The sequence below is a fragment of the Aggregatibacter actinomycetemcomitans genome (assembly GCF_003130205.1).
Classification (GTDB): domain Bacteria; phylum Pseudomonadota; class Gammaproteobacteria; order Enterobacterales; family Pasteurellaceae; genus Aggregatibacter; species Aggregatibacter actinomycetemcomitans_A.
This window is the reverse complement of sequence record NZ_NRDF01000014.1, coordinates 1-22,972: the sequence shown is the minus strand read 5'-3', so window position 1 is coordinate 22,972 and position 22,972 is coordinate 1. Positions and strand designations below refer to the sequence as shown.

At 45.7% G+C, this 22,972-nt stretch carries 23 protein-coding genes and 1 pseudogene; 10 read left to right on the top strand and 14 right to left on the bottom strand.

Annotated features, from left to right (window positions below):
- Position 1: 1 nt before the first annotated feature.
- The 3 genes from gpsA to DK423_RS09140 form a co-directional block, all read right to left on the bottom strand.
- The gene (gene gpsA, locus DK423_RS09150; RefSeq protein ID WP_032996783.1) at positions 2 to 1,015 is read right to left on the bottom strand and encodes an NAD(P)H-dependent glycerol-3-phosphate dehydrogenase; all 1,014 of its coding nucleotides are present in this window, start codon (positions 1,013 to 1,015) and stop codon (positions 2 to 4) included.
- A gap of 87 nt (positions 1,016 to 1,102) precedes the next feature.
- On the bottom strand, positions 1,103 to 1,615 hold the full coding sequence (gene secB / locus DK423_RS09145; RefSeq protein WP_005558203.1) for a protein-export chaperone SecB: 513 nt from the start codon (positions 1,613 to 1,615) through the stop codon (positions 1,103 to 1,105).
- 15 nt (positions 1,616 to 1,630) lie between these two features.
- Positions 1,631 to 2,071 (bottom strand): rhodanese-like domain-containing protein, encoded by a 441-nt coding sequence (locus DK423_RS09140; protein WP_005539582.1) that lies wholly within the window; start codon positions 2,069 to 2,071, stop codon positions 1,631 to 1,633.
- A gap of 326 nt (positions 2,072 to 2,397) precedes the next feature.
- On the opposite strand from DK423_RS09140, the gene DK423_RS09135 reads away from it, so the two are divergent.
- From DK423_RS09135 to cydC, 3 genes are all read left to right on the top strand, one after another.
- Entirely contained in the window at positions 2,398 to 3,720 is a 1,323-nt protein-coding gene (locus DK423_RS09135; protein WP_005558201.1) for an anaerobic C4-dicarboxylate transporter, read from the top strand.
- Between the two features lie 169 nt (positions 3,721 to 3,889).
- A complete protein-coding gene (locus DK423_RS09130) occupies positions 3,890 to 5,638 on the top strand; it encodes an ABC transporter ATP-binding protein/permease (RefSeq protein ID WP_109043962.1) in 1,749 nt (582 codons plus the stop codon).
- Positions 5,631 to 7,289, top strand: a complete 1,659-nt coding sequence (cydC, locus tag DK423_RS09125) for a thiol reductant ABC exporter subunit CydC (RefSeq protein ID WP_005558197.1) — start codon at positions 5,631 to 5,633, stop codon at positions 7,287 to 7,289. The genes DK423_RS09130 and cydC overlap by 8 nt, the downstream gene beginning before the upstream one ends.
- A gap of 110 nt (positions 7,290 to 7,399) precedes the next feature.
- On the opposite strand, the gene fabR is transcribed toward cydC, so the two are convergent.
- Complete coding sequence (fabR, locus tag DK423_RS09120) at positions 7,400 to 8,020, bottom strand: HTH-type transcriptional repressor FabR (protein ID WP_005558195.1); 621 nt, start codon at positions 8,018 to 8,020, stop codon at positions 7,400 to 7,402.
- 11 nt (positions 8,021 to 8,031) lie between these two features.
- Complete coding sequence (gene oxyR, locus DK423_RS09115; RefSeq protein WP_005539591.1) at positions 8,032 to 8,931, bottom strand: DNA-binding transcriptional regulator OxyR; 900 nt, start codon at positions 8,929 to 8,931, stop codon at positions 8,032 to 8,034.
- Between the two features lie 158 nt (positions 8,932 to 9,089).
- Here oxyR and pgdx point away from each other — a divergent pair, with 158 nt between their 5' ends.
- A complete protein-coding gene (gene pgdx, locus DK423_RS09110) occupies positions 9,090 to 9,818 on the top strand; it encodes a hybrid peroxiredoxin PGdx (protein WP_109043961.1) in 729 nt (242 codons plus the stop codon).
- 59 nt (positions 9,819 to 9,877) lie between these two features.
- On the opposite strand, the gene DK423_RS09105 is transcribed toward pgdx, so the two are convergent.
- A complete protein-coding gene (locus tag DK423_RS09105) occupies positions 9,878 to 10,099 on the bottom strand; it encodes a SlyX family protein (protein ID WP_032996782.1) in 222 nt (73 codons plus the stop codon).
- An 88-nt stretch (positions 10,100 to 10,187) separates the two neighbouring features.
- Here DK423_RS09105 and DK423_RS09100 point away from each other — a divergent pair, with 88 nt between their 5' ends.
- The 5 genes from DK423_RS09100 to DK423_RS09080 all read left to right on the top strand — a co-directional run bounded on the left by DK423_RS09100 (position 10,188) and on the right by DK423_RS09080 (position 12,691).
- Entirely contained in the window at positions 10,188 to 10,913 is a 726-nt protein-coding gene (locus DK423_RS09100) for an FKBP-type peptidyl-prolyl cis-trans isomerase (RefSeq protein ID WP_109043960.1), read from the top strand.
- A gap of 79 nt (positions 10,914 to 10,992) precedes the next feature.
- The gene (locus DK423_RS09095) at positions 10,993 to 11,661 is read left to right on the top strand and encodes a helix-turn-helix transcriptional regulator (RefSeq protein ID WP_005558188.1); all 669 of its coding nucleotides are present in this window, start codon (positions 10,993 to 10,995) and stop codon (positions 11,659 to 11,661) included.
- Positions 11,662 to 11,664: 3 nt separating this feature from the next.
- Entirely contained in the window at positions 11,665 to 12,042 is a 378-nt protein-coding gene (gene tusD, locus DK423_RS09090) for a sulfurtransferase complex subunit TusD (protein WP_005558187.1), read from the top strand.
- The gene (tusC, locus tag DK423_RS09085; RefSeq protein WP_005558185.1) at positions 12,039 to 12,401 is read left to right on the top strand and encodes a sulfurtransferase complex subunit TusC; all 363 of its coding nucleotides are present in this window, start codon (positions 12,039 to 12,041) and stop codon (positions 12,399 to 12,401) included. Before tusD ends, tusC begins: the two co-directional genes overlap by 4 nt.
- 2 nt (positions 12,402 to 12,403) lie before the next feature.
- A complete protein-coding gene (locus DK423_RS09080) occupies positions 12,404 to 12,691 on the top strand; it encodes a DsrH/TusB family sulfur relay protein (protein ID WP_005558182.1) in 288 nt (95 codons plus the stop codon).
- 8 nt (positions 12,692 to 12,699) lie between these two features.
- Here the strand turns inward: DK423_RS09080 and DK423_RS09075 are convergent, their stop codons facing one another.
- The 7 genes from DK423_RS09075 to DK423_RS09045 all read right to left on the bottom strand — a co-directional run bounded on the left by DK423_RS09075 (position 12,700) and on the right by DK423_RS09045 (position 20,056).
- Positions 12,700 to 13,467: an amino acid ABC transporter ATP-binding protein gene (locus DK423_RS09075; RefSeq protein WP_005558180.1), complete on the bottom strand. Its 768-nt coding sequence runs from the start codon at positions 13,465 to 13,467 to the stop codon at positions 12,700 to 12,702.
- A 9-nt stretch (positions 13,468 to 13,476) separates the two neighbouring features.
- On the bottom strand, positions 13,477 to 14,199 hold the full coding sequence (locus tag DK423_RS09070) for an amino acid ABC transporter permease (RefSeq protein WP_005558178.1): 723 nt from the start codon (positions 14,197 to 14,199) through the stop codon (positions 13,477 to 13,479).
- A complete protein-coding gene (locus DK423_RS09065; RefSeq protein ID WP_005558176.1) occupies positions 14,183 to 14,959 on the bottom strand; it encodes an amino acid ABC transporter substrate-binding protein in 777 nt (258 codons plus the stop codon). The genes DK423_RS09070 and DK423_RS09065 overlap by 17 nt, the downstream gene beginning before the upstream one ends.
- A 125-nt stretch (positions 14,960 to 15,084) precedes the next feature.
- Positions 15,085 to 16,380 (bottom strand): NAD(P)/FAD-dependent oxidoreductase, encoded by a 1,296-nt coding sequence (locus DK423_RS09060; protein WP_005558174.1) that lies wholly within the window; start codon positions 16,378 to 16,380, stop codon positions 15,085 to 15,087.
- A 125-nt stretch (positions 16,381 to 16,505) separates the two neighbouring features.
- Entirely contained in the window at positions 16,506 to 17,870 is a 1,365-nt protein-coding gene (locus tag DK423_RS09055) for a patatin-like phospholipase family protein (protein ID WP_005558172.1), read from the bottom strand.
- Positions 17,871 to 18,014: 144 nt separating this feature from the next.
- Positions 18,015 to 18,929 carry an N-acetylmuramic acid 6-phosphate etherase gene (gene murQ / locus DK423_RS09050; RefSeq protein WP_005558170.1) on the bottom strand — a complete coding sequence of 305 codons (915 nt, stop codon included), beginning with the start codon at positions 18,927 to 18,929 and terminating at the stop codon, positions 18,015 to 18,017.
- A complete protein-coding gene (locus tag DK423_RS09045; RefSeq protein WP_005558168.1) occupies positions 18,926 to 20,056 on the bottom strand; it encodes an anhydro-N-acetylmuramic acid kinase in 1,131 nt (376 codons plus the stop codon). The genes murQ and DK423_RS09045 overlap by 4 nt, the downstream gene beginning before the upstream one ends.
- 85 nt (positions 20,057 to 20,141) lie before the next feature.
- Between DK423_RS09045 and glmU the strand changes: the two genes are divergently transcribed.
- A complete protein-coding gene (glmU, locus tag DK423_RS09040; RefSeq protein ID WP_005558166.1) occupies positions 20,142 to 21,512 on the top strand; it encodes a bifunctional UDP-N-acetylglucosamine diphosphorylase/glucosamine-1-phosphate N-acetyltransferase GlmU in 1,371 nt (456 codons plus the stop codon).
- Between the two features lie 168 nt (positions 21,513 to 21,680).
- Here the strand turns inward: glmU and DK423_RS09035 are convergent.
- A pseudogene (locus DK423_RS09035) lies at positions 21,681 to 22,773 on the bottom strand (ElyC/SanA/YdcF family protein).
- Positions 22,774 to 22,972: the final 199 nt, after the last annotated feature.

The window sequence follows — 22,972 nt, the reverse complement described above, 5'->3', positions numbered from 1 at the left end:
ATTATTCCCCTTTACGTTCTCTGCCCAGTAAATTCACGGCAGCATCTTTTGCTGCTTTGCCGCAGAACAGTACTTGATAAATTTGCTCGGTGATGGGCATTTCGATGTTGTGCCGTTGCGCCAATAAATGGGCTTCTTTGGTGTTATAAAAGCCTTCCACCACTTGCCCGATATTTTCCATCGCCTCTTGTGCCGAAACGCCTTGCCCGAGCATGATGCCGAAACGGCGGTTGCGTGATTGGTTATCGGTGCAGGTCAATACTAAATCGCCTAAGCCGGACATTCCCATAAAGGTATTCGGATTAGCGCCAAGTGCGGCGCCTAAACGGGATATTTCCGCAATGCCACGGGTAATTAACGCCGTTCTGGCATTGGCACCGAAACCCATGCCGTCGGAAATGCCCGCACCGATGGCAATGACGTTTTTAATCGCACCGCCCAGTTGTACGCCGAGCATATCATTATTGATATAAACCCGAAAATGTTTACTACAGTGAATGCGTGCCTGAAATTGTCGGGCAAAGGCTTCGTTATCGGATGCCAGCGTAATGGCGGTAGGTAAACCGGAAGCCAATTCTTTGGCAAATGTCGGGCCGGAAAGCACCGCCAGCGGGTACTGTTCGCCAAGTTTTTCTTTAATTACCTCTTCCAGTAAACGCCCGGTATCCCTCTCTAAGCCTTTGGTTGCCCATACGATACGATGATCAGCGCGTAAGTGCGGTCGAATTTCAGCGAGAATTTCACCGAAGCAATGGCTCGGCACAGCAAGTAATAAATCCTTTGAGGCTTGAATCGCCTTGCCTAAATCGGCTTCAATAACCAAAGATGACGGAAAAATAATATCGGGTAAAAATGCGTTATTTTGGCGATCTGCCTGAAGTTGCTGCATTTTTGTCGGGTTGTGTCCCCATAGATAGGTGGAATGTCCGTTGCGTGAAAAAGCGATAGCCAATGCCGTACCGAAAGAACCGGCACCCAGCACAGTGATAGGATAATCGGCTATGGTTGTATTCATCATTTACTCCTTATGGCAAAAAAGAGGCAAAAAAACGCTACCGAAAAAATAAACCCACTTTTCAAGACTAAAAAGTGGGTTTTTCAATTAATTTACTGTTGGTTCGCTTTGCTTGCCGGCTTCTTGCGCTTGTTGTTCCTGACGTTGAAAATATTCAACAAATAGTGCGTCAAAATTTACTGGAGAAAGGTTTAATGCCGGGAAAGTACCGCGGTTCACTAAGTTGGAAACCAATTCACGGGCATACGGGAATAACATATTCGGGCATTGTGAGGTTAAGCAATGCGCCATTTGCATTTCTTCCAAACCATTGATGGTAAACACGCCCGCTTGTTTCACTTCACAGATGAATGCCACATCACCGGAATCTTCCAATGTGGTTTCCACTGAAATATTTAAGCAGACTTCATATAAATCATCGCCTAATTTGGCGGTTTCGGTAGATAAATCAAAACTTAAACGCGGTTTCCATTCTTGGTTGAAAATGTGCGGTAGGTTTGGTGCTTCAAAAGAAACGTCTTTCACATAAATGCGTTGAATTTGCAACACCGCTTGAACTTCTTGTTCTTGGTTTGCCACTTCTTTGTTTTCTTCGGTCATTTTCGAATCCTTATTTTATTTTTTAACTAAAGGTAAATTTGCTGCACGCCAGCCGCCGATGCCTTCTCTTAGCACATAAACATGATTGAAACCTTGTTTTGCCAGAATTTCACCGGAAGAACGGGAAGAAACGAAATCGGCACAGGCTAAAATTACCGGAATGTCTTTGTGCTGTTCAATTTTTCCGATATTGTTGTTTTTAATTTCGGAAGGCAGGATGTTTAAACTGTTTATGATATGGCCTTTGTTAAACTCATCAATGGAGCGTAAGTCGATAACCACGGCATTTTGGTTGTTCATTAAGGAAATCGCTTCCGCATTATCAATAAGTTTGGTTTTACTGGTGGCGGATTTTACGAAGTTATAGATCACCATCAAAAAGACAGCTACCCAAGCGACGACGATCAAGGTATGATTTTTGGCAAAAGCGGTTGCCATGGGTATAAATTCTTGCATTTTTTTCTCAATAATCAGGTTTAAAAATAAGGGCTCAAGTATAACTTTACTTGAGTCATTTATCAAAAATTATTGTCTCTGCAGGTTCTATTAATTTTGTTGAAATAACAATCAATTATTTATTTAAAATGTGATATAGATCATAATTTAATCAGAACGTCCAAAATCCGCCATACTCACCATTACAACATTCTTATATAATTAAGGTGAATTTTGAAGTTAACTAAATCCCGATTGCCTTTGTATAAGGCATTTCTCTCAAAATCTCATTGAGTATAATCTCTTATACATTAAACAATTTTTTATTTTTATTCTAAGGAGGCAGTATGTCTGCTATGTTTTTATTTCAGTTCGCCATTGTGCTGCTCTGCATTTTAATCGGTGCGCGTGTTGGCGGAATCGGTTTAGGTGTATTTGGTGGCTTGGGGCTTACAATTTTGTCCTTTGGGTTCGGTTTAAAACCTGCCGGCTTGCCAATTGATGTGATGTTTATGATTATGGCGGTAGTTGCAGCAGCAGCGGCAATGCAGGCTGCCGGTGGGTTAGATTACATGATCAAAATTGCCACTAATATTTTACGTCGTAATCCGAAATACATTACTTTCATGGCACCTGCGGTAACTTGGACATTTACGCTGTTAGCAGGAACCGGACACGTGGCTTACTCCGTATTACCGGTTATCGCTGAAGTGAGCCGTCAAAATAGTATTCGCCCGGAGCGTCCGTTATCCATGGCGGTTATCGCATCACAATTTGCTATTGTTGCAAGCCCGATTGCGGCGGCGGTGGTAGCCGTGGTTGCCTACCTTGAACCGCAGGGTATTCACCTGGGGGATGTCCTGATTGTTACCATTCCTTCTACGATAGTCGGTCTTTTCCTTGCTTGTATCTTTGTGAACAAAATGGGCAAAGAATTAAAAGATGATCCGGAATATCAACATCGTTTAAACGATCCTAAATATGCGGAAGTTTTCAATTCAACCACTAGCAGTAAAGAACTTGAAATTAGCAAAACCGCAAAAATTTCCGTCTCACTTTTCTTATTCGGTGCATTACTTGTGGTTTTAATGGGGGCAATGCCTTCATTACGTCCGGTATTCGACGGCAAACCGATGGGTATGGCACACACCATTGAAATTATTATGTTAACCATCGGTGCATTAATTATCTTAACCTGTAAACCGGACGGTACGGAAATTACCAAGGGTTCGGTATTCCATGCCGGTATGCGTGCAGTTATCGCCATTTTCGGTATCGCATGGTTAGGTGATACGTTAATGCAGGCGCATCTTGAAGAAGTGAAAGGTATGGTGAGGGGGTTGGTAGAAACTGCGCCTTGGACATTTGCAATCGCCTTATTTATCCTGTCTGTATTGGTAAACAGCCAAGGGGCAACGGTGGCAACATTATTCCCGCTTGGTATTGCCCTTGGCATTCCGCCGGCAGTATTAGTTGGTGTGTTTGTGGCAGTAAACGGTTATTTCTTCATTCCGAACTACGGTCCGATCATTGCCTCTATCGACTTTGACACTACGGGCACCACACGCATCGGTAAATACATTTTCAATCACAGCTTCATGTTGCCGGGCTTATTGAGTATGGCATTCAGCTTAGCCTTAGGCTTATTATTTGCAAATATTTTCCTATAACACGATTTTGCTTAGGGGAATAATAGCGTCTTATTTCAGGCGCTATTTTTTTATTTAACCGTTAAACACGAAATACATTATTTTTACGAATAAAATTAATTATCATTTGTCATGTAAATGTTATGATATAGCACTTTCATTGAGGTGATTTTAAGGACAAATAAACATTATGATGATTGATAAACGGCTGATAAATACGGTCGCCAACAGCAAAAAATGGATTGCGATTAATGTATTGTGGAACTGGGTTGTATTAATTGGCGGCATTATTAGCGCAGTGGTGTTTGCCGTTTGTTTGCAATGGGCGTTTGAGCGTTCGCTTACCCTCCAAAGTGCGGTTATTTTTACCGTCGTTTTAATTGCCTGTTTGGCACTACGTGCCTGGGCGGGCAAAATGGCAGTGAAAGCGTCCTATAAAGCCAGTACGCAGGTGAAACACAAATTACGCACGCTGATTTATCAAAAACTGTCTTCCATGCCGCTTAATCAAGTAAATCAACAATCAACCTCTTCCGTAATTCAAGTGGCTTCCGAAGGGGTAGAACAGCTGGAAATTTATTTCGGGCGTTATCTCCCGCAGCTTTTTTACAGCCTGCTTGCGCCACTCACGTTGTTTATTTTTTTGTTTTTTTTCAACGCGCCAACGTCCCTCATTCTGTTGGTTTGCGTACCGTTAATTCCTATGTCCATTATTGCCGTGAATAAAATCGCCAAACGTTTATTAGCGAAATATTGGTCCATTTATGTAGGCTTAGGTAGCAGTTTTTTGGATAACCTGCAAGGCTTGATTACTTTAAAAATCTATCAGGACGACGATTACAAAGCCAAACAAATGGACATTGAAGCGGAAAATTTCCGCACCATTACCATGAAAGTGCTCACCATGCAGCTGAACTCCGTTTCGCTAATGGATTTATTGGCTTATGGCGGCGCTGCGCTGGGTATTTTGACCGCACTTTTACAATTCCAGGACGGCAATTTACCCGTTTTCGGCGTGGTGTTGTTTATTTTACTGGCTTCCGAATTTTTCATTCCATTGCGCTTGCTTGGTTCCTTCTTCCATGTGGCGATGAACGGCAAAGCTGCTTCGGAAAAAATCTTTACGCTGTTGGATACGCCGGTGGAAGAAAATAAAAGTGCGGTGGATTTTCCGGTTAAAAATGAAGTCACCGTGCAAATTAACGATTTGCATTTTGCCTATTCCGAGGAAAAACTCGCCATTAACGGCTTAACTCTCAGCATCCAGCCGAAACAGTTAACGGTTTTCGTGGGCAAAAGCGGTTGTGGCAAATCGACCTTGGTATCTTTACTAATGGGATTCTATCAGGCGCAACAAGGCGAAATTTTGTTTAACGGAATCGATATTAAACAGATTAACCGCCATTCCTTATATCACCACGTTTCGCTGGTAAGTCACAGCAGTTACATTTTTAAAGGTAGCCTGCGGGAAAATATGTTAATGGCGTTATCGAATGCTTCCGATAACGCCATTTATCAATGTTTGGAACAAGTGAATCTGGCGAATTTCGTGCGGGAAAACGGCGGTTTGGAGATGCCGTTGCTCAGTCGCGGAAGCAATTTGTCCGGCGGGCAAATTCAACGTTTGGCGCTTGCCCGCGCCCTTTTGCATAACGCTGATGTCTATGTTTTTGATGAAGCCACCAGCAACATTGATGTGGAAAGCGAAGAAATTATTCTTCAATTTATTCAACAGTTTAAACACAGCAAAACCATTGTGATGATTTCTCATCGGTTGGCAAACGCGGTGAACGCAGATCAGATTTATGTGTTACAAAGCAGTCGCTTGGCGGAATCCGGCGATCATGCCTCTTTAATGGAGGAAAACGGAATTTATGCAGAAATGTTCAATCAACAAAAGAATTTAGAAAATATCAGAATGGGGGCAAATCATGCGTAAGAACGGATTTGTCGTCATGTGGCAGCTTATGAAATTAGTCACGCCGTTAGCCCACATCATGAGTTTCACCATCATTATGGGCACCCTTGGTTTCCTCAGCGCGATTTTCATTATGGTGCTGGGCGCCATGGGCTTGGCGGAACTGCTTAATTTCCACGTTCACTTAAATTTATCGCAAATTTTGACCGCACTTATCGTGTTAGCGGCGGCACGCGGCATTTTGCGTTATCTGGAACAAATGTCCGGGCATTACATCGCTTTCAAATTATTGGCATTATTGCGCGATAAAGTGTTCGGCGCATTGCGTCGCCTGGCGTTCGTTAAATTGCAGGATAAACAATCCGGGCAATTGCTCTCTTTAGTCACCAACGACATTGAATTGTTGGAAGTGTTCTATGCGCATACCGTCGCCCCCATCGCTATTGCCTTTCTCACTTCCGCCATTTTATTGGCGGTATTCGCTCACATTTCCTGGTGGTTCGTGTTGGTGGCGTTGTTGGCGTATGTCACCATCGGCATTATTCTGCCTATCGTCACTACCCAAATGGCGCGCGAAGACGGGCGCAAATACCGCGAGCTGGTGGGCGAAATGAACGATTTCTTCCTCGACAGCATTCGTGGCATGAAAGAAATTCAGTTATTCGGCAACGAACAGCAACGCCTACAGGAAATTCACCAACGCAGCGAAAAAATCGATCAGGCATTCTTAAAAATCAAACAACAGGAAGGCAATGTGCGTTCCTTTACGGAAATCGCCGTGTCATTTTTCAATATCGTGATTTTACTGGTGGGCTTAACGTTATTTGCTTATGATAAAATTGATTTTGTCGGCTTGTTAGTGGCGGTGATTTTGCTTATGTCCGGCTACGGACCGGTGATTGCCTTAAGTAATCTCTCCAATAACCTGCTGCAAACCCTTGCCAGCGGCGAGCGGGTATTGGCGTTGCTGGCGGAACAGCCTGAATTGAAAGACGTGGAAAATGGAGTAAGTATCACCGATGTGCAGCAAATTAAGGTAGAAAATGTCAGTTTTGCTTATGCGCAGGAACAAATTTTATCCGGTGTGAATTTACACATAAACAAAGGTGAAATTCTCGGCATTCACGGACGCAGCGGCAGCGGAAAAAGCACGCTGTTAAAATTGATTATGCGTTTTTACGATCCGCAACAAGGCAGCATCTGTATTAACGATACCGACTTAAAACACATTAACACGGTGAATTTGCGCGATAATATTGCGTATATCACACAACAAACCTATATTTTCAACGAAACCATTTATGAAAATATTTTGTTGGCGAACCGCAATGCGACCAAAGAACAAGTGATTGAAGCGGCGAAAAAAGCGTCTATTCATGAATTTATCATGAGCCTGCGGGAAGGCTATGACACCAAAATTACCGAAATGGGGAACAACCTTTCTGACGGCGAAAAACAACGCATCGGCATTGCCCGCGCTTTCTTGCACAACGCGCCGATTATTTTGCTGGACGAACCTACCAGCAATCTGGACAGCTTAAACGAAGCCATGATTTTGCAATCTTTATTGAATGTAAAAGCGGAAAAATTAATCATCCTCGTCAGCCATCGCGCCTCCACCATGGCGATTTGCGATCAGGTGATCCCGATTGCCAACGGCCGAATGTCATAGTTGTTCCTACAAAGTCCGGTTAGTTTAACTATTTGAGGGGTATAAAACCTAACGATCTGTTTTTGGCATGAAATGTAAAATAAGCAGAGCTAAATTGAACCGGTTAAAAATTAGCCAGGCTTGTATTTATCCCTGGTTTCATATTTAGCACCTTTTGCCAACATTCTGAGTTGTAAAATCAACCGCTCTTTTAACTGCTCCCGTTCCGTTTTACTCATGTCTAAGGCACTGGCGCCAGTGGTAAATACAATGGTGACCATCCCTTCGGCCTGTACATAAGCGATATATTGGGAATAGTGGTTTTTGTGGGCGATGTATTCTGACAGTTCGTCTATAAAATGCTTTATCTCACGGGCGGCGGCAGTGCGGAAAGCCTGTGATGTGCCTGAACTTTCACGCAATAGTAGGCGGAATATGTTTGGACTGTTGTTGATAAACTCAAAGAAGGTTTCCACTGAGATGACGATAACGCTTCCACCGTTGGCAATGCGTTTACGTGCTTGACGCATGAGTTGACGTAGGATTAAACCTGCTTCATCCACCATGGTGAGACCAAGCTCATTCATATCGCGAAAATGGCGATAAAATGAGGTCGGAGCAATACCGGCCTCGCGGGAGACTTCCCGCAAACTCAAATTGGAAAAACTCTTTTCTGCCGTCAGCTGGTTAAAAGCCGCATCAATTAAGGCACGACGGGTTTTTTCTTTTTGCTGCGCCCGAATTCCGACCATAGCTTACCCCATTAAGAAGATAAGATAGATTTAACCGATTGACTCACCGTATTTGCTACTCGCTCATAACGTGCACGTAATGGTGAACCCGGGCGATAAACCAAGGTAATGTCGCGGGATGGTTCTGGTTCATCACAAGGCAGGTATTTTACGCCACTACGATTGCCTTCACTGAGCACAGCAAGCTGTGGCATTAAAGTGACGCCGGTATTGGCAGCGACCATGTTGCGTAGAGTTTCTAAGCTGGTTGCCTGAAAATGGGCGTTTTCCCGTGCGCCGGCAGTGAAGCAATAACCTAATGCTTGGTTGCGTAAGCAATGCCCATCGTCCAACATTAATATTTCACAGTCTTTTAGTAAGGACATTGAGACTGAATTTTCATTAGCCCATGGGTGCTGCTCAGCAACAGCAAGAAGCATTTTTTCATTAAATAGTTGGACTTCAATAAAGGCTTCAGTTTCCGGTACGGACGCTACAATAGCGCAATCCAATCGGCCGGTTTCCAGTTGTTCTAACAACCTATAGGTTTGTGCTTCATAAAGGAATAATTCCAGATCAGGGAAATTTTGCTGTAAGGTCGGTACGATATGAGGCATTAGATAAGGTCCTACAGTAGGAATAATGCCTATATGTAGCGGACCGGTCATATCTTTGCCTTGGTTGCTTGCCATTTCTTTTAATAACTTTACTTCGCGCAAGACGGTTTTAGCCTGATCCACCAATAATAAACCCGATTGGGTAAACAATACTTTACGGCTGGTACGTTCCAACAGAATAATACCCAACTCATCTTCCAGTTTACGAATTTGTCCGCTTAATGTCGGTTGGCTTACATGACAAGAATCCGCCGCACGACGAAAGTGCTTGTGTTCGGCAAGCGCTACAAGGTATTCTAAATCACGAATATTCATAGATCCTCAATTATAGAAGGTAGCAATTAAAAAAATAGAATTAATTGATTGCGACTATATCATAATTTTACCTATAATTCACCTCATGTTTAGATATTGCTTAGGCTTTTAACGGCGGTTTCTAAATGTGTTCTGCAAATTTTAATAGGAGAAAAATCATGTCTAATATGGAAGGTAAAAAAGTTCCTCAAGTGACATTCCGTACGCGTCAAGGCGACCAATGGATTGATGTCACTACATCCGAATTATTTGATAATAAAACCGTTATCGTTTTCTCTTTACCGGGTGCATTCACCCCGACTTGTTCTTCTTCCCATTTACCACGTTATAACGAATTAGCGCCGGTATTCAAAAAATACGGTGTTGATGATATTCTTGTAATTTCCGTGAATGATACATTCGTGATGAATGCATGGAAAGAAGATGAAAAATCCGACAACATTACTTTCATTCCGGACGGTAATGGCGAGTTCACCGAAGGCATGGGCATGTTGGTAGGAAAAGAAGATTTAGGTTTTGGCAAACGTTCATGGCGTTATTCTATGCTGGTGAAAAATGGCGTAGTAGAAAAAATGTTTATCGAACCAAACGAACCGGGTGATCCGTTCAAAGTGTCCGATGCCGACACCATGTTGAAGTACCTTGCACCGCAACACCAAGTTCAAGAATCTATTACGATCTTCACTAAACCGGGTTGTCCGTTCTGTGCAAAAGCAAAACAAATGTTACACGAAAAAGGCTTGAGCTTTGAGGAAATCGTGTTAGGTCACGATGCGACTATCGTGAGCGTACGTGCGATTTCCGGTCGTGCGACTGTGCCACAAGTCTTCATCGGTGGTAAACACATCGGTGGGAGTGATGATTTAGAAGCGTATTTCGCGAAATAATCAACATTATAAAATAAATGAGGACGCCGGTTCGGCGCCCTTTTTTATTTTCTTTAACTTTAATAATGCGGTGGCGGGGTTTCTTCTGCTTGGCTGGCGATATTGGAAGGCTGTATATTTTGTATTTTATTCGCCAGATAACGTAACTGGAGCTGAATTTTATCCAGAATAAATTGTTGTTCAACCAATGCCTGATTCAATTCTTCAATGACAGTTTCCTGAAAGGTTGTTTTCATCTCCAATTCGGTGATACGCTGCGCTAAATTTTGTTGTATCGACATAATATTTCCTAAATAACTGTTGTGAATTTGTTGAATCCGTTTTACCCTATTCAACGCATTTTTTACTTATTATAAAGGATAGAACCCAATGTTAAAAATGAAGAAAATTTCAGTGCCGGTGCTGATTTTAAGTGCGGTCATTTCTAGCGGTGTTTTGGCGGAAAGCAAAAATGATGCAAAATTCACCGATGATTCCTCTTACGCGGTGGGCGTATTATTCGGTTCCGATTTACAAGGCTTAATTAACGCACAAAAAGGCATGATTGATTACAACAATGCGAAAGTGATTGCCGGGATTTCTGACGTGTTAAACGGCAAAGTAAAATTGGAAGGCAACAAAGAAATCGCCTCTGCTTTGCAAGGCATTAATGCCAAGTTAAAAGCGGAAAATGAAAAACGTGTTGCCGCCATGGTGAAAAAAGCGGAAGAAGAAGGCAAAAAATTCACGGTAGAATTTGCTAAGAAAGATGGCGTGAAGAAAACTGCCTCCGGCTTGTTATATCGTGTGGAAAAAGAAGGGTCCGGTGATGTCATTAAAGCCACCGATATGGTTAAAGTTCACTATACCGGTAAATTGCCGGATGGCACTGTATTCGACAGCTCCCGCGAGCGCGGTACGCCTGCCGAATTCCCGTTAAATCAAGTGATTAAAGGTTGGACCGAAGGCTTGCAATTAATCAAAAAAGGCGGACAAATCGAGTTGGTCATTCCGGCGGATTTGGCATACGGTGAAGACGGCGCGGGCGATAAAATTCCACCGCATTCCACACTTCACTTTGATGTGGAAGTGTTGGATGTCACCCCGGCGAAATAACCTGAAAAACGACCGCACTTTTCCGACAAGCGAAAGTGCGGTTATTTCTAGTGGCTTATAACAATAAACACGTTCTTTCATGTTAGCGGATAAACGACCTTTTACTGACGAAGATCGCACCATTTTAAATTCTTATATTGCCGTGGTTGACGGCGTGAGTGCGCTTATCGGGCAACATTGCGAAATCGTTTTACATTCCTTTGAGGATTTAGAACATTCCGCCATTTATATCGCCAACGGGCATAATACCAACTGTCAGGTGGGTTCGCCTATAACGAATTTTGCTTTGCGTTCATTGCACGAGATGAAATCGGACAGCGTCAGTAAACCTTATTTTATCAATGAGGAGAAAAATAGTGGCTTGATGAAGTCGGTAACCATCGCTATTCGCAACAGTACAAAGCGTATCATCGGCTTGCTTTGTATCAACATTAATTTAGACGTGCCGGTGTCGCAATTTCTGCAAAATTTTATCCCAACCCCCGATCACCGAGAAACCTCAGCGGTGAATTTTGCCAGCTCGGTAGAAGAACTGGTAGTGCAAACTGTGGGGAAAACCATTGAGGAGATCACTGCCGATCGCATGGTGGCGAATAATAACAAAAACCGTCAAATTGTCGTTTCTCTATATGAAAAAGGCATTTTCGACATTAAAGATGCCATCAATTTAGTGGCGGAACGTCTCAATATTTCCCGTCATACCGTGTATTTATATATTCGTCAAATTAAACAGGATCAGGATGAATAAGCCATGGATTATGTGTTGGTGGTGAAACAACCGGCTTACGGCAGCCAAAGTGCGTTTTTGGCATACCAACTGGCACAGCTGTTGGTGCAAAAACATCAGATCCGCCAAATCTTTTTTTATCAGGACGGCGTGAACAACGGCAACGCCTTGGTTTATCCCGCCAACGACGAATTCAATTTAGTCCAAGCCTGGCAGGTATTTTCCCGTCAATTTAACGTGCCGCTGCATTTATGCGTTGCCGCGGCTCAACGACGCGGTGTGGTGGATAGTGATTCTGCCGCCGATAAAAGTGCGGTTAACCTGGCGGACGTTTTTCAACTTGCCGGCTTGGGTGAATTCAGCCAAGCCCTGTTACAAGCCGATCGAGTGCTCACTCTATGATTAAACTTGCCTTTATTTTTCGTCATGCGCCTTATGGCACGGCAAATACACGGGAAGGATTAGATGCGTTGCTTGCCGCCACGGCATTTTGTACGGAAGAGGACATCGCGGTGTTTTTCTTGGATGACGGTGTGTTGAATTTGCAAAAACATCAACAGGCGGAATTGATTTTGCAAAAAGACACGGCAAGTGCATTAAAATTATTAGATTTATACGACATTGAACGGCGTTATGTTTGTGCCGATTCCCTGCAACAATTTCAACTTCATGCGCAGGATTTATCGTTAAATTGCGCGGTGTTGCCGCGCAAACAGCTGATAAATATTCTGCAACAAAGTGAAAAAATTCTGACTTTCTGATTATGCTTTATACCTTTTCCCAAGCCCATTATTCCCCGTCCGAACTGGAACGTTATTTGCTGAATGCCACCGCACAGGATGCGGTCGTGCTGTGGCAGGACGGCGTGTTATTGGCGTTAAAACAAGCGGATTTATTGGCGCGCTGTAAGGCGCAATGCATAGTGCTGCAGGAAGATATTTTGGCGAGAAATTTAACCGCACTTTTGCCGTCATCAACAAAAGTGCGGTCGATTTCTTTAGCGGATTTTGTGGCAATCAGCGAACAATATTATCCGCAAATCGCCCTTTAAGTGACGGGTTAAATCTCATATTCCACACAGATCGGAATTTTTGCCTGCAACAAAAATTGTTTGGTGCGTTCCTGTTGCGGGTTTTCAAAAAATTCGCGTGCGCTGTTTTGTTCCACCACGTTGCCGTCCGCCATTAAAATCACCCGATCCGCCACATCGCGGGCAAACTGCAATTCATGGGTAACGATAATCATCGTCCAGCCTTCCTGCGCCAGTAATTTCAAGGTTTGCAGCACTTCGCCGACCAATTCCGGATCCAGCGCCGAGGTGGGTTCGTCCAGCAGAATAATGTCCGGCTGCACCGCCAACGCGCGTGCAATGCCGACACGTTGTTGCTGCCCGCCGGACAGTTGGGACGGATATAAATGTATTTTGTCTTTTAAGCCTACTTTGGTGAGCAATTCAACGGCGCGCTGTTCCGCTTCCGCCTTGCTTTTCTTTTGCACCACAAGCATGCCTTCCATCACGTTCTCAAGTGCGGTGCGATGAGGAAATAAATTATATTGCTGGAACACCATGGAAGAGCGGCGACGCAGTTTTAATTCGTCGGCTTTGCTGATTTTTTTGGCGAAATCCAGCGCCAGGCTGCCGTCGGTGAAGCGCAACGTACCCTGTTCGGCGCGTTCCAGTAAATTTAAACAGCGTAAAAACGTGGTTTTGCCGGAACCGGAAGGACCGAGAATTGCCACCACTTCGCCTTTTTGAATCTGAAAATCGATCCCTTTCAGTACTTGATTGCTATTGAATGTTTTATGAATGTTATGAACGTCTAACATAGGCTTTCCTTAGGCTTGTAAGTGGCGGGACAGGCGTTTTTCCAGGCGTTCCTGCGAAAATGACAAGACCAGGCAAATACACCAGTAAATTAATGCCGCTTCGCTATAAATCATAATAAATTCATAGTTTTCCGCTGTGATGTTTTGCGCCACGCGGAACATCTCAGTCACCAGCACCAAAGACGCTAATGATGTGTCTTTCACGTTGCTGATGAAGGTGTTGGACAGCGGCGGCACGGACACGCGCAAGGCTTGCGGCATGATGGTGCGGGTGAAGGTTTGGAAATAGTTCATGCCGATAGAATAGGAGGCTTCCCATTGTCCTTTCGGAATAGACAAAATCGCCGCGCGAATGGTTTCCGAAGCGTAGGCGCCGATATTAATGGAAAAGGCGATAATCGCCGTCGGAAAGGGATCCAGTTTAATGCCCACTTCCGGCAAGCCGTAGAAAATAATGAAAATCTGCACCAACATCGGTGTGCCGCGAATGGTGGAGACATAAATGCGGCAAAGCAGTTGCAACACACGCAAACCGATGCCGCTTTTCGGCATGGTACGAATCACCGCCACGCCCAACGCAATCACTAAACCGGCAAAGAAGGAAATAATTGCCAGCGGAATGGTTTTATCAATTGCCGCTTCCAACATAGGCCAAAAAGAGCTGATGACTTCATCAGCTCTTTCTGCGTTCATAAAGGGAAGGGAGGCGAGAAAATTATTGAGTAATGTCATCACCGAACCATTTAATTGAGATTTGCTTCAAGGTGCCGTCTTTTCGTAATTCTTCCAGCGCCTGATTGATTTTTTCCACCAACGGCTCTTCACCTTTTAACACGGCGAAACCGGAAGGCACTTTTTCATCGCGTTTTACCGCGATTTTTAAGCCGGCATTCGGTTGTTTTTTGAAGTAATCCAACACGGCTAATTGGTCGTTTACTACGGTTTGTGCGCGATCTTGTGTGATGAGTTTCAAGGCTTGCGCCAAACCCTCCACTACAATCAATTCCGCGCCGTTGGCTTTGGCGATTTTACCGTAGTTACTGGTTAAGGATTGCGCCACTTTTTTGCCTTTTAAATCTTCAAAGGTTTTGATGCTGTCATCGCTCTCTTTGGTCACGATAACTGCTGTGGAGTAGTTATAAGGCGCGGTGTAAAGGTATTTTTTCAAGCGTTCCGGGCTTGGGCTGGTTTGGTTGGCGATTAAGTCGAAACGTTTGGCGTTTAACCCGGCGTACATGGAATCCCATTGGGTTTCGTTAAATTGAATTTTTAAGCCTAAACGTTGCGCCACAGATTCGATAACTTCCACGTCAAAACCGGTTAATTTGCCGCTGTCATCGTGGAAGGTGAACGGGGCGTAGGTGCCTTCCGTACCCACTAATAAGGTTTTGGTTTTTTCTACGCGATCGGAAATTTCGCCTGCCGCCTGCGTGGCGATGCCGAGGGCTAAACCGGCTAACAGTAATGCTTTTGCTAAAATGGATTTTTTCATAATTCGTTCCTTTATTTTACTTAATAACAGGAAAAGTGCGGTGGATTATTACAGTAAATCTGCGCCGAATAAAATAATCATTTTCTCTATCGTATAACTAAAAGAAATAAAATTTGTCTACAAAATCAACGATATTTATCTAAGAAACGATAATAATTGATGCCTATTTTTAATGCCAGATTCTTCACTAATTTGCCTCCGAACACGGAAGGCACTTTTAATTGACTGAAAATCATTAAACGCTCGTCGTTGCCTAAAATGGCTTCCGCCACAATGCGCCCCGCCAAACCGGTGAGCGCAACGCCGTGTCCGGAATAGCCTTGCGCGAAATAAATATGCGGCGAAATGCGCCCGAAATGCGGGTTGGAATTGATGGTCATGTCGATAGGCCCGCCCCAGCCGTAATCAATTTTGACCTGTTCCAACTGCGGAAAAACGTGCAACATATTGCCGCGCATGACTTCGATCATATCTTTTTCCGAACTGGAGTCGCTGCCGAACAGCAAGCGGTTATCGGCGCTTAAACGATAATAATCCAGTAAATAATTGCTGTCGCACACGGACATTCCGTTGTTAATCACCGAATCGGCGGTGGCTTGATCCAACGGTTCGGTGGCGATAATAAAACTTTCCACCGGCAAAATTTTGCGCGCAATGCCGTGGTGAATGCTTTTCGGCAGGGCGTCAATATAGGCGTTGGTCGCTAACACCACATCTTTGGCGATGACCGAACTTTGATCGGTGAACACTTCAATTTCCGTGGCTTTTTCCTGTAAATCCACTACCGGCGACTGCTCATAAATGCGCACGCCCAGATCCAAACAGGCTTTCGCCAAACCGAGGCAATAATTGAGCGGGTGTAAATGCCCGGAATTGCTGTCGTACAACGCGCCGTAATAAATTTTGCTGCCCAGATGTTGTTCCAGCTTGGCTTTATCCCACAGCTGCATATTTTGATAGCCGAAAATCTCATGGCTGGCTTTTTCGATAGCGATGAGATCCTCCATGCGGCGTTCATTTAACGCCAAGGTGGCATAGCCTTTCTTCCAATCGCATTGAATGCCGTATTTGGCAATGCGCTCATCAATAATCTCAATGGCTTCCAGCGACATCTGCCAGAGCTTGCGGGCGGTTTCCAAACCCACCTGCGCAATATATTCGTCGATGCCGTCTTCAAACCCGTTAATCGCCTGTCCGCCGCTACGACCCGAAGCGCCGAAGCCTATCCGTGCGCCTTCCAGCACAATGACGCTTTTGCCCTGCTCGGCAAGCTCCAGCGCGGTGGATAAACCGAAAAAGCCCGCGCCCACCACGCAAACGTCGGCGGATGCTTTTTGACTTAACGGCGGCAACTCAAAATGTTGGTTACGGGTGACGGAATAGTAGGATTCAATATGTTCCTGATGTGAAAACGCTAGCATAAAAAAAGTCTGTAATGGAAAGTGGGAGCATATTACTACGCAAAGGGGAGAAGTCAATATTTGTGCGACAGGCAAGCAAAAGTGCGGTCATAAAAAAATGTATTTTTACACCGCACCTATCAAGATTATTGCAATGCCTTCAGCGCTTCTTGATATTCCTTCGATTGCTCTAACAAAATCTTAGCGGCTTCGCGCAGTTTATCCACATCAGATTCAGGCAAATAGAAAGACGTGCCGATATGTAACACATCGGTTTTTAACTGTCCTTCAGGCAGCTTCCGCAAGCTCAAATTCACAAAATAAATCTTAATTTTCACGTCTTTTTTGCGCTTAGTGTAAGCATTCCATTGGTCGGCAAATTTTTGTGAATATTGCAATGTGGATTCCGTCGCCTTATCAATGGGCACACTGATAACTGTATTAACCACTTCTTTCACGCCCGGCACATCTGCCGATTTATCTATCTGACTGGTATTTTCGTTTTGTGCATTCACATTCACCACGACAATATTGCGCAAATTGGACTTTTTCAATTCTGTATATAACTCATGCATACTCAATAAATTCGACATATCCAATAAACTCGCCAATCCCAAATTGTCTGTCAAACCGCCGTCTACCAAATGTAAATAGGTTTTTTCGGGATTATTTTGATAGCGGGCAAAACGTTTTTCCATGGCATTAAAATTATTCAGCAGGAGCCAATAACCCGGCTGTTCGGTCAACATCGCTTTTTTGCTATGGATATGACAAGATCCGCCATGATTATTGAGCGTCACCGGGGAAAAAATTAACGGCACGGCACTGGATGCCGCCACCGCGCGGGCAATTTCAATATCGTTTAAATTCAGACAAAGCCAATCAAAGAAATCTTGGGTAAAGGATATTTTTTGCCCCATGGTCATGTCCGTGGCATTGATCACCGCAAAAGGCCCTTTTCGATGTTGGGCGAGGTCGGCAAATTTTTTCCCTTTATACAATGCAAGATTCAACTGCTCCTGCAACAAATCGCTCCGTCCGAATTGCGGCGAGGTCAGCCGAGGCACGTTGCTCATGGAAAACACTTCGTTAATCACTTTCTTTTGAAAGTCTTTTTTCAAAAAGGATTCGTTAAATTTCGGGATCACATCCTGCCCTTCCAGCGCAAAATACGCCGCCAACACCGAACCGCCCGACACGCCGTACACCACATCAATATTTTGTAACAGAGTATCGCCTTTTTCCGTAGGACGCACCATGGCGTTTTTAAATTGCTCCAACACACCGTAGCCCAAAGATGCCGCCCGCGAACCGCCGCCGGAAAAGGTCATTATCACCAGATTCTCTTTTTGCAGCGCTTGTTGCATGGTGTTTTCCAAACGATAACCGCGTTGCAGATCGATTTGTTCAATGGTTTTGGTGGGTTGATAAATAATGGAATGGCAAGCCGCAAGCAACGTGACTACGCTTGTCAGCAACGTTAATCGGAAAGGAAAATTCGCGCGCTTCATAACAATATCCCGTTGACGAATTTAGATAAAATTTATTCTACAACGCTTACACAAAAGGGAAAAGTGCGGTGCATTTTTTCGGTGTTTTTATTTTGAAAGTGTGATCAGTGTGGCAAAAGTGCGGTCATTTTCCCCGGCGTTTTTTTACCCCGCCAAGGCGTCCTGCAATCTCCCCTGGTTTTGTGCTAACAGCGCTTCCGCCTGTGTTTTATCCAATCCGCTTAACAACATCATGATCGCCGTTTTGGCGTTGCCGTTGGTGATTTGTAGGGTTTGTTCGGCGGTGGCGGCGTTGCAGTCGGTGGCTTGCATGACAATGCGGATGGCGCGGGCTTTGAGTTTTTGGTTGGTGGCTTGCACGTCCACCATGAGGTTTTGGTAGCATTTGCCGAGGCGAATCATGGCGGCGGTGGTGAGCATATTCAGCACCATTTTTTGTGCCGTGCCGGATTTTAAGCGGCTGGAGCCGGTGAGGGCTTCAGGTCCGACGGCGGTGGTGATGGCGATGTCTGCGATGTCGCTCATGACGGCGTTCGGGTTGCTGACCAACGATACCGTGGTCGCGCCGAGCTGTTTGGCGTAGTTCAAGGCGCCAATCACATACGGTGTACGCCCGCTGGCGGCGATACCCACCAGCACGTCTTTGGCGCTGAAATTGATGCGACGTAAATCCTGTTCGCCCGCTTCGCGGTTGTCTTCCGCGCCTTCCACCGCGTTACGCAATGCTGTGTCCCCGCCGGCAATTAACCCCACTACCATGCCGGACGGCACGCCGAAGGTGGGCGGGCATTCGGAGGCATCCAGTACGCCAAGGCGACCGCTGGTGCCCGCGCCCACGTAAACCAAGCGTCCGCCCGCCTGAAATGCCGCCACAATGCGTTCTACCGCCTGTGCGATTTGCGGCAGTTTTTTTTCCACCGCCAACGCCACCAATTTGTCTTCCTTATTTAATAAGGTGACGACCTCCAACGGCTCTAGGGAGTCAATGTGCATGGTGTTCGGATTGCGCTGTTCGCTTAACATGTTTTCGAGGCTGTTTACTAAATTTTGTTCGCTCATGAGATCTTCTCCGCAGGAAAAATGGCGCCCAAACTGACCGCACTTTTGGCGCCGGTTACGCTGGGCAAATTGGATGGCAGGTTGTTAATGCGGCGATAAGCAAGCCAGGCGAAGGCGGCGGCTTCCACATAATCCACATCTAAGCCCGCGTCGTTGGTCGGAAGATATTGCCAATTTGGCAGCAGCGCTTGCAGGCGTTCCATCAGCAAGCCGTTTTTCGCGCCGCCGCCACACACCAACAAACGGCGCGGCAGTTCGGTTTCAAGCCGATTTAAGGCAAGGGCAATGCTTTGCGCGGTGAATTCCAGTAACGTGGCTTGCACGTCTTGCGGCGGGATTTCGCCCAAAAGTGCGGTCGTTTTTGCCAGTGTTTTTTCAAGCCACGCAAGGTTGAACAATTCGCGCCCGGTGCTTTTCGGCGGCGGCAGTTGGAAATAAGGTTCCTTCAGCATTTCCGCCAATAATTCCAACCGCACTTTCCCGCTGCGCGCCCACTGCCCGTCGGCGTCGTAGGATTTGCCCAGATGGCGCTCAATCCAGCCGTCCATTAAGGCGTTGCCCGTGCCGGTGTCGTAGCCGATAATCGGCTGATGGGGAAGCAGCACGGAAATATTGCTGATGCCGCCGATGTTCAGCACCACTGTCGCCCAACGTTCATCATAAAACAGCGCTTGATGAAAGGCGGGCACCAGCGGTGCCCCTTGCCCGCCGAACGCCATATCCTTACGCCGAAAATCGCCCACCACGTCAATGTCGGTGCGCGCGGCAAGCAGATGCATGTCGCCGATTTGCAGGGTAAACGGAAAATCCCCCTGTGGCGCGTGCCACACGGTTTGTCCGTGGCAGCCGATGGCACGGATATGTTGCGACGGCAGGTTGTGGGTGGTGAGGAAGCGATTGACGGCGTCAGCATATAACAGGGCTAAACGCTGATCCAGCTCGCCCAGTTGCTGTAATGTGGTGGTGCCGTGAGAAACTAATTGCAATAAATCTTGTCGTAAATGCGTCGGCATTGACGTGAACTGCCCGGCAATGAATTGCGGTTGTTCGGTGAATGCCATCAGGGCGACATCCACACCGTCCAAACTGGTGCCGGACATGATGCCGAGATAATATTCCTGTTGCATATTGCGGCGTATCCTTAACTTAACTCGAAATTGCAAGAATGATATACTAGCGCGCAATTTTTAGCGAACAAAAGAGACATTCTTTATGACAACTCAAGCACTCAGCGTAGTAATTCTGGCTGCCGGCAAAGGCACCCGTATGTATTCCGATTTGCCGAAAGTGTTGCACCCCATTGCGGGCAAACCGATGGTGAAACACGTGATCGACACCGCCAAACAGCTCGGCGCGCGCAATATTCATTTGGTTTACGGACACGGCGGCGATTTAATGCAACAGCGCCTGGCGGGCGAGCCGGTGAATTGGGTGTTGCAAACGGAACAGCTCGGCACGGGTCACGCCATGCAACAGGCGGCGCCGTTTTTTGCCGATGACGAAAACATTTTAATGCTCTATGGCGATGCGCCGCTGATCACCAAAGACACCTTGGAAAAACTCATCGCTGCCAAGCCGGATAACGGTATTGCCTTGTTAACGGTCGTGTTGGATAACCCGACGGGATATGGTCGTATTTTGCGCGAAAACGGCAACGTTGTCGGCATTGTGGAACAAAAAGATGCCGGCGCGGAACAGCTCAACATTCAGGAAGTGAACACCGGCGTGATGGTGTCCGACGGTGCTTCTTTCAAAAAATGGCTAGCGCAGTTGGATAACAACAACGCGCAAGGCGAATACTACATGACCGATGTTATCGCCTTGGCAAATCGTGACGGTTGCCAAGTGGCGGCGGTGCAAGCGGTAGATTTAATGGAAGTGGAAGGCGCGAATAATCGCCTGCAACTGACCGCGCTTGAGCAATATTTCCAACAAAAACAGGCAGGCGAATTATTGCTGGCGGGAGTGATGTTATTGGATCCGAACAGCTTCAAACTGCGCGGTGAATTGACCCACGGCAAAGACGTGGAAATCGACATGAACGTGATTTTAAACGGCAAAGTGCGGTTAGGAAATCGGGTGAAAATCGGTGCGGGCTGTGTATTAACCAACTGTGACATCGGTGATGACGTGGAAATCAAACCGTATTCCGTGCTGGAAGAGGCTTCCGTGGGCGCCAATGCCGCCATCGGACCGTTCTCCCGCTTACGCCCGGGCGTCGATTTGGCAGAAAATACCCATGTGGGCAATTTCGTGGAAATCAAAAAAGCACACATCGGCAAAGGCTCCAAAGTGAACCACTTAACCTATGTGGGCGACGCGGAAATCGGCAAAGATTGTAACATCGGCGCAGGCGTGATCACCTGTAACTACGACGGCGCCAACAAATTCAAAACCACCATCGGCGACAACGTGTTCGTCGGCTCCGACAGCCAACTCGTCGCTCCGGTCACCATAGAAAGCGGCGCTACCATCGGCGCAGGTTCCACCATCCGCTACGACGTCAAACGCGACGAACTGGTCACCACCCGCGTTCCGCAAAAACACGTCCAAGGCTGGGAAAGGCCGACGAAGAAAAAATAATCTATTGATTTGCATGAAAAAGAGCAACATGGCTTGGCTATGTTGCTCTTTTTTTTTAGGAAAATAAGATTTCGTCGGACATAAAAAGTGCGGTGAAAATTCACAGCGTTTTTCAACCGCACTTTGGATCGGAGTGGGCTCGGGATGCGACCCAATTGCATTGCAAGATTAATCTTGTAATGCGCCGCTATTAAACATTGGCAAGCCCATGGTTTTCAGGCCGTCACGATAGATTCCCAGTAAATCTTTTTCACTCACTTTTTGTAATTCGTCCAACGGTTTGTCTAATGCTGCCACCGTTTCGATGGTGATGCCTTGCGGACCGGATTCTAAGGTGGCGATTTCAAACAACGCGCGACCGCGACGCACATGGCTGCCGGAACTGATCAGGGCGGCGTGTTTGATGTGGTGTTTCGCTAAGGCGTAACGGGAGAACAAGGCATTTTCCACCGTTGAACGGGCGTAGTTGTCGGCGTAAATGCGTTTGGCGTCGATGCCTTTGTCAATCAGCCATTGCTTCATTAAGGCGCCTTCCGTACGATTATTTTGTGGCACGCCACCGGTGACGATAATCAACGCGTCGGGATTTTTTTTTGGCGATTTCTACGGTTTTTTCCAAACGCTGAATCAAAATATCGTGCATACTGCCGTCCGGATTTAACGCATAACCCAAAGTGATAATGGCGGAATCCGCCGGCAGTTTTTGTGTCAATTTATCGCTAATCGGCTGACTTGCAGCGTTATCAATAATCTTAAATACATTTTCCAATTCCGCGGCTTTTTGCGGCGCCAGCGCTTTTAAACGGGTGAAGTATTTGTCGGTTTCCCCTTGGTTTTGTTTAAAACGATTCCACGCGGTTAAATAAATATGCGCTTTCACATCATCGGGCGCCACCGTTAATACCTTTTGATAAAGCTCGAGGGCTTTTTCCGTATTGCCGTTATAAATATTGGCATTGGCTGCGCCGAACAGAAAATCAACGCGATAAGGCTCCAATTCATAGGCTTCCAATAAAATCGCAGCAATACGTTCCATGTTGCTTGGCAATTTTGCGGTAAAGCCCGCATTGGACACCCGCGCCGGTGAATTTTGGATTTTCACCGCCTGCGCGATTAAATCATCCACTACCTGCCGTTGGGTGAGCAACTGTTGATAGTTTACCTGCGGTTCCAACACGGCTAACGGTTGTGTATTTGCCGTGGCGTTAAAAGCTAACGCAGAAATCATGGCAAACAATGAAATTTTTAAGGTTTTATTCATCCTATTCTCCTTGGATTGATGTTTATAGGGATAGTGTATTGCAATTGCATTTAAAAACTGCGATTTAGATCACATTTTGAGGTTTTTCTGTCTTAAATTGTCAAACCAAGTGCAACAATTTCTTAAAGTAAACCTCATAAGGTGTTTTCCGGCCTAAACACTTTCGTGGTCTTAGATTGAGTTTATCTACGACAGACTG

Coding starts and splice junctions, on each gene's coding strand:
- gpsA (WP_032996783.1), bottom strand. CDS start 1,015: ATGAATACAACCATAGCCGATTATCCTATCACTGTGCTGGGTGCCGGT.
- secB (WP_005558203.1), bottom strand. CDS start 1,615: ATGACCGAAGAAAACAAAGAAGTGGCAAACCAAGAACAAGAAGTTCAA.
- DK423_RS09140 (WP_005539582.1), bottom strand. CDS start 2,071: ATGCAAGAATTTATACCCATGGCAACCGCTTTTGCCAAAAATCATACC.
- DK423_RS09135 (WP_005558201.1), top strand. CDS start 2,398: ATGTCTGCTATGTTTTTATTTCAGTTCGCCATTGTGCTGCTCTGCATT.
- DK423_RS09130 (WP_109043962.1), top strand. CDS start 3,890: ATGATGATTGATAAACGGCTGATAAATACGGTCGCCAACAGCAAAAAA.
- cydC (WP_005558197.1), top strand. CDS start 5,631: ATGCGTAAGAACGGATTTGTCGTCATGTGGCAGCTTATGAAATTAGTC.
- fabR (WP_005558195.1), bottom strand. CDS start 8,020: ATGGTCGGAATTCGGGCGCAGCAAAAAGAAAAAACCCGTCGTGCCTTA.
- oxyR (WP_005539591.1), bottom strand. CDS start 8,931: ATGAATATTCGTGATTTAGAATACCTTGTAGCGCTTGCCGAACACAAG.
- pgdx (WP_109043961.1), top strand. CDS start 9,090: ATGTCTAATATGGAAGGTAAAAAAGTTCCTCAAGTGACATTCCGTACG.
- DK423_RS09105 (WP_032996782.1), bottom strand. CDS start 10,099: ATGTCGATACAACAAAATTTAGCGCAGCGTATCACCGAATTGGAGATG.
- DK423_RS09100 (WP_109043960.1), top strand. CDS start 10,188: ATGTTAAAAATGAAGAAAATTTCAGTGCCGGTGCTGATTTTAAGTGCG.
- DK423_RS09095 (WP_005558188.1), top strand. CDS start 10,993: ATGTTAGCGGATAAACGACCTTTTACTGACGAAGATCGCACCATTTTA.
- tusD (WP_005558187.1), top strand. CDS start 11,665: ATGGATTATGTGTTGGTGGTGAAACAACCGGCTTACGGCAGCCAAAGT.
- tusC (WP_005558185.1), top strand. CDS start 12,039: ATGATTAAACTTGCCTTTATTTTTCGTCATGCGCCTTATGGCACGGCA.
- DK423_RS09080 (WP_005558182.1), top strand. CDS start 12,404: ATGCTTTATACCTTTTCCCAAGCCCATTATTCCCCGTCCGAACTGGAA.
- DK423_RS09075 (WP_005558180.1), bottom strand. CDS start 13,467: ATGTTAGACGTTCATAACATTCATAAAACATTCAATAGCAATCAAGTA.
- DK423_RS09070 (WP_005558178.1), bottom strand. CDS start 14,199: ATGACATTACTCAATAATTTTCTCGCCTCCCTTCCCTTTATGAACGCA.
- DK423_RS09065 (WP_005558176.1), bottom strand. CDS start 14,959: ATGAAAAAATCCATTTTAGCAAAAGCATTACTGTTAGCCGGTTTAGCC.
- DK423_RS09060 (WP_005558174.1), bottom strand. CDS start 16,380: ATGCTAGCGTTTTCACATCAGGAACATATTGAATCCTACTATTCCGTC.
- DK423_RS09055 (WP_005558172.1), bottom strand. CDS start 17,870: ATGAAGCGCGCGAATTTTCCTTTCCGATTAACGTTGCTGACAAGCGTA.
- murQ (WP_005558170.1), bottom strand. CDS start 18,929: ATGAGCGAACAAAATTTAGTAAACAGCCTCGAAAACATGTTAAGCGAA.
- DK423_RS09045 (WP_005558168.1), bottom strand. CDS start 20,056: ATGCAACAGGAATATTATCTCGGCATCATGTCCGGCACCAGTTTGGAC.
- glmU (WP_005558166.1), top strand. CDS start 20,142: ATGACAACTCAAGCACTCAGCGTAGTAATTCTGGCTGCCGGCAAAGGC.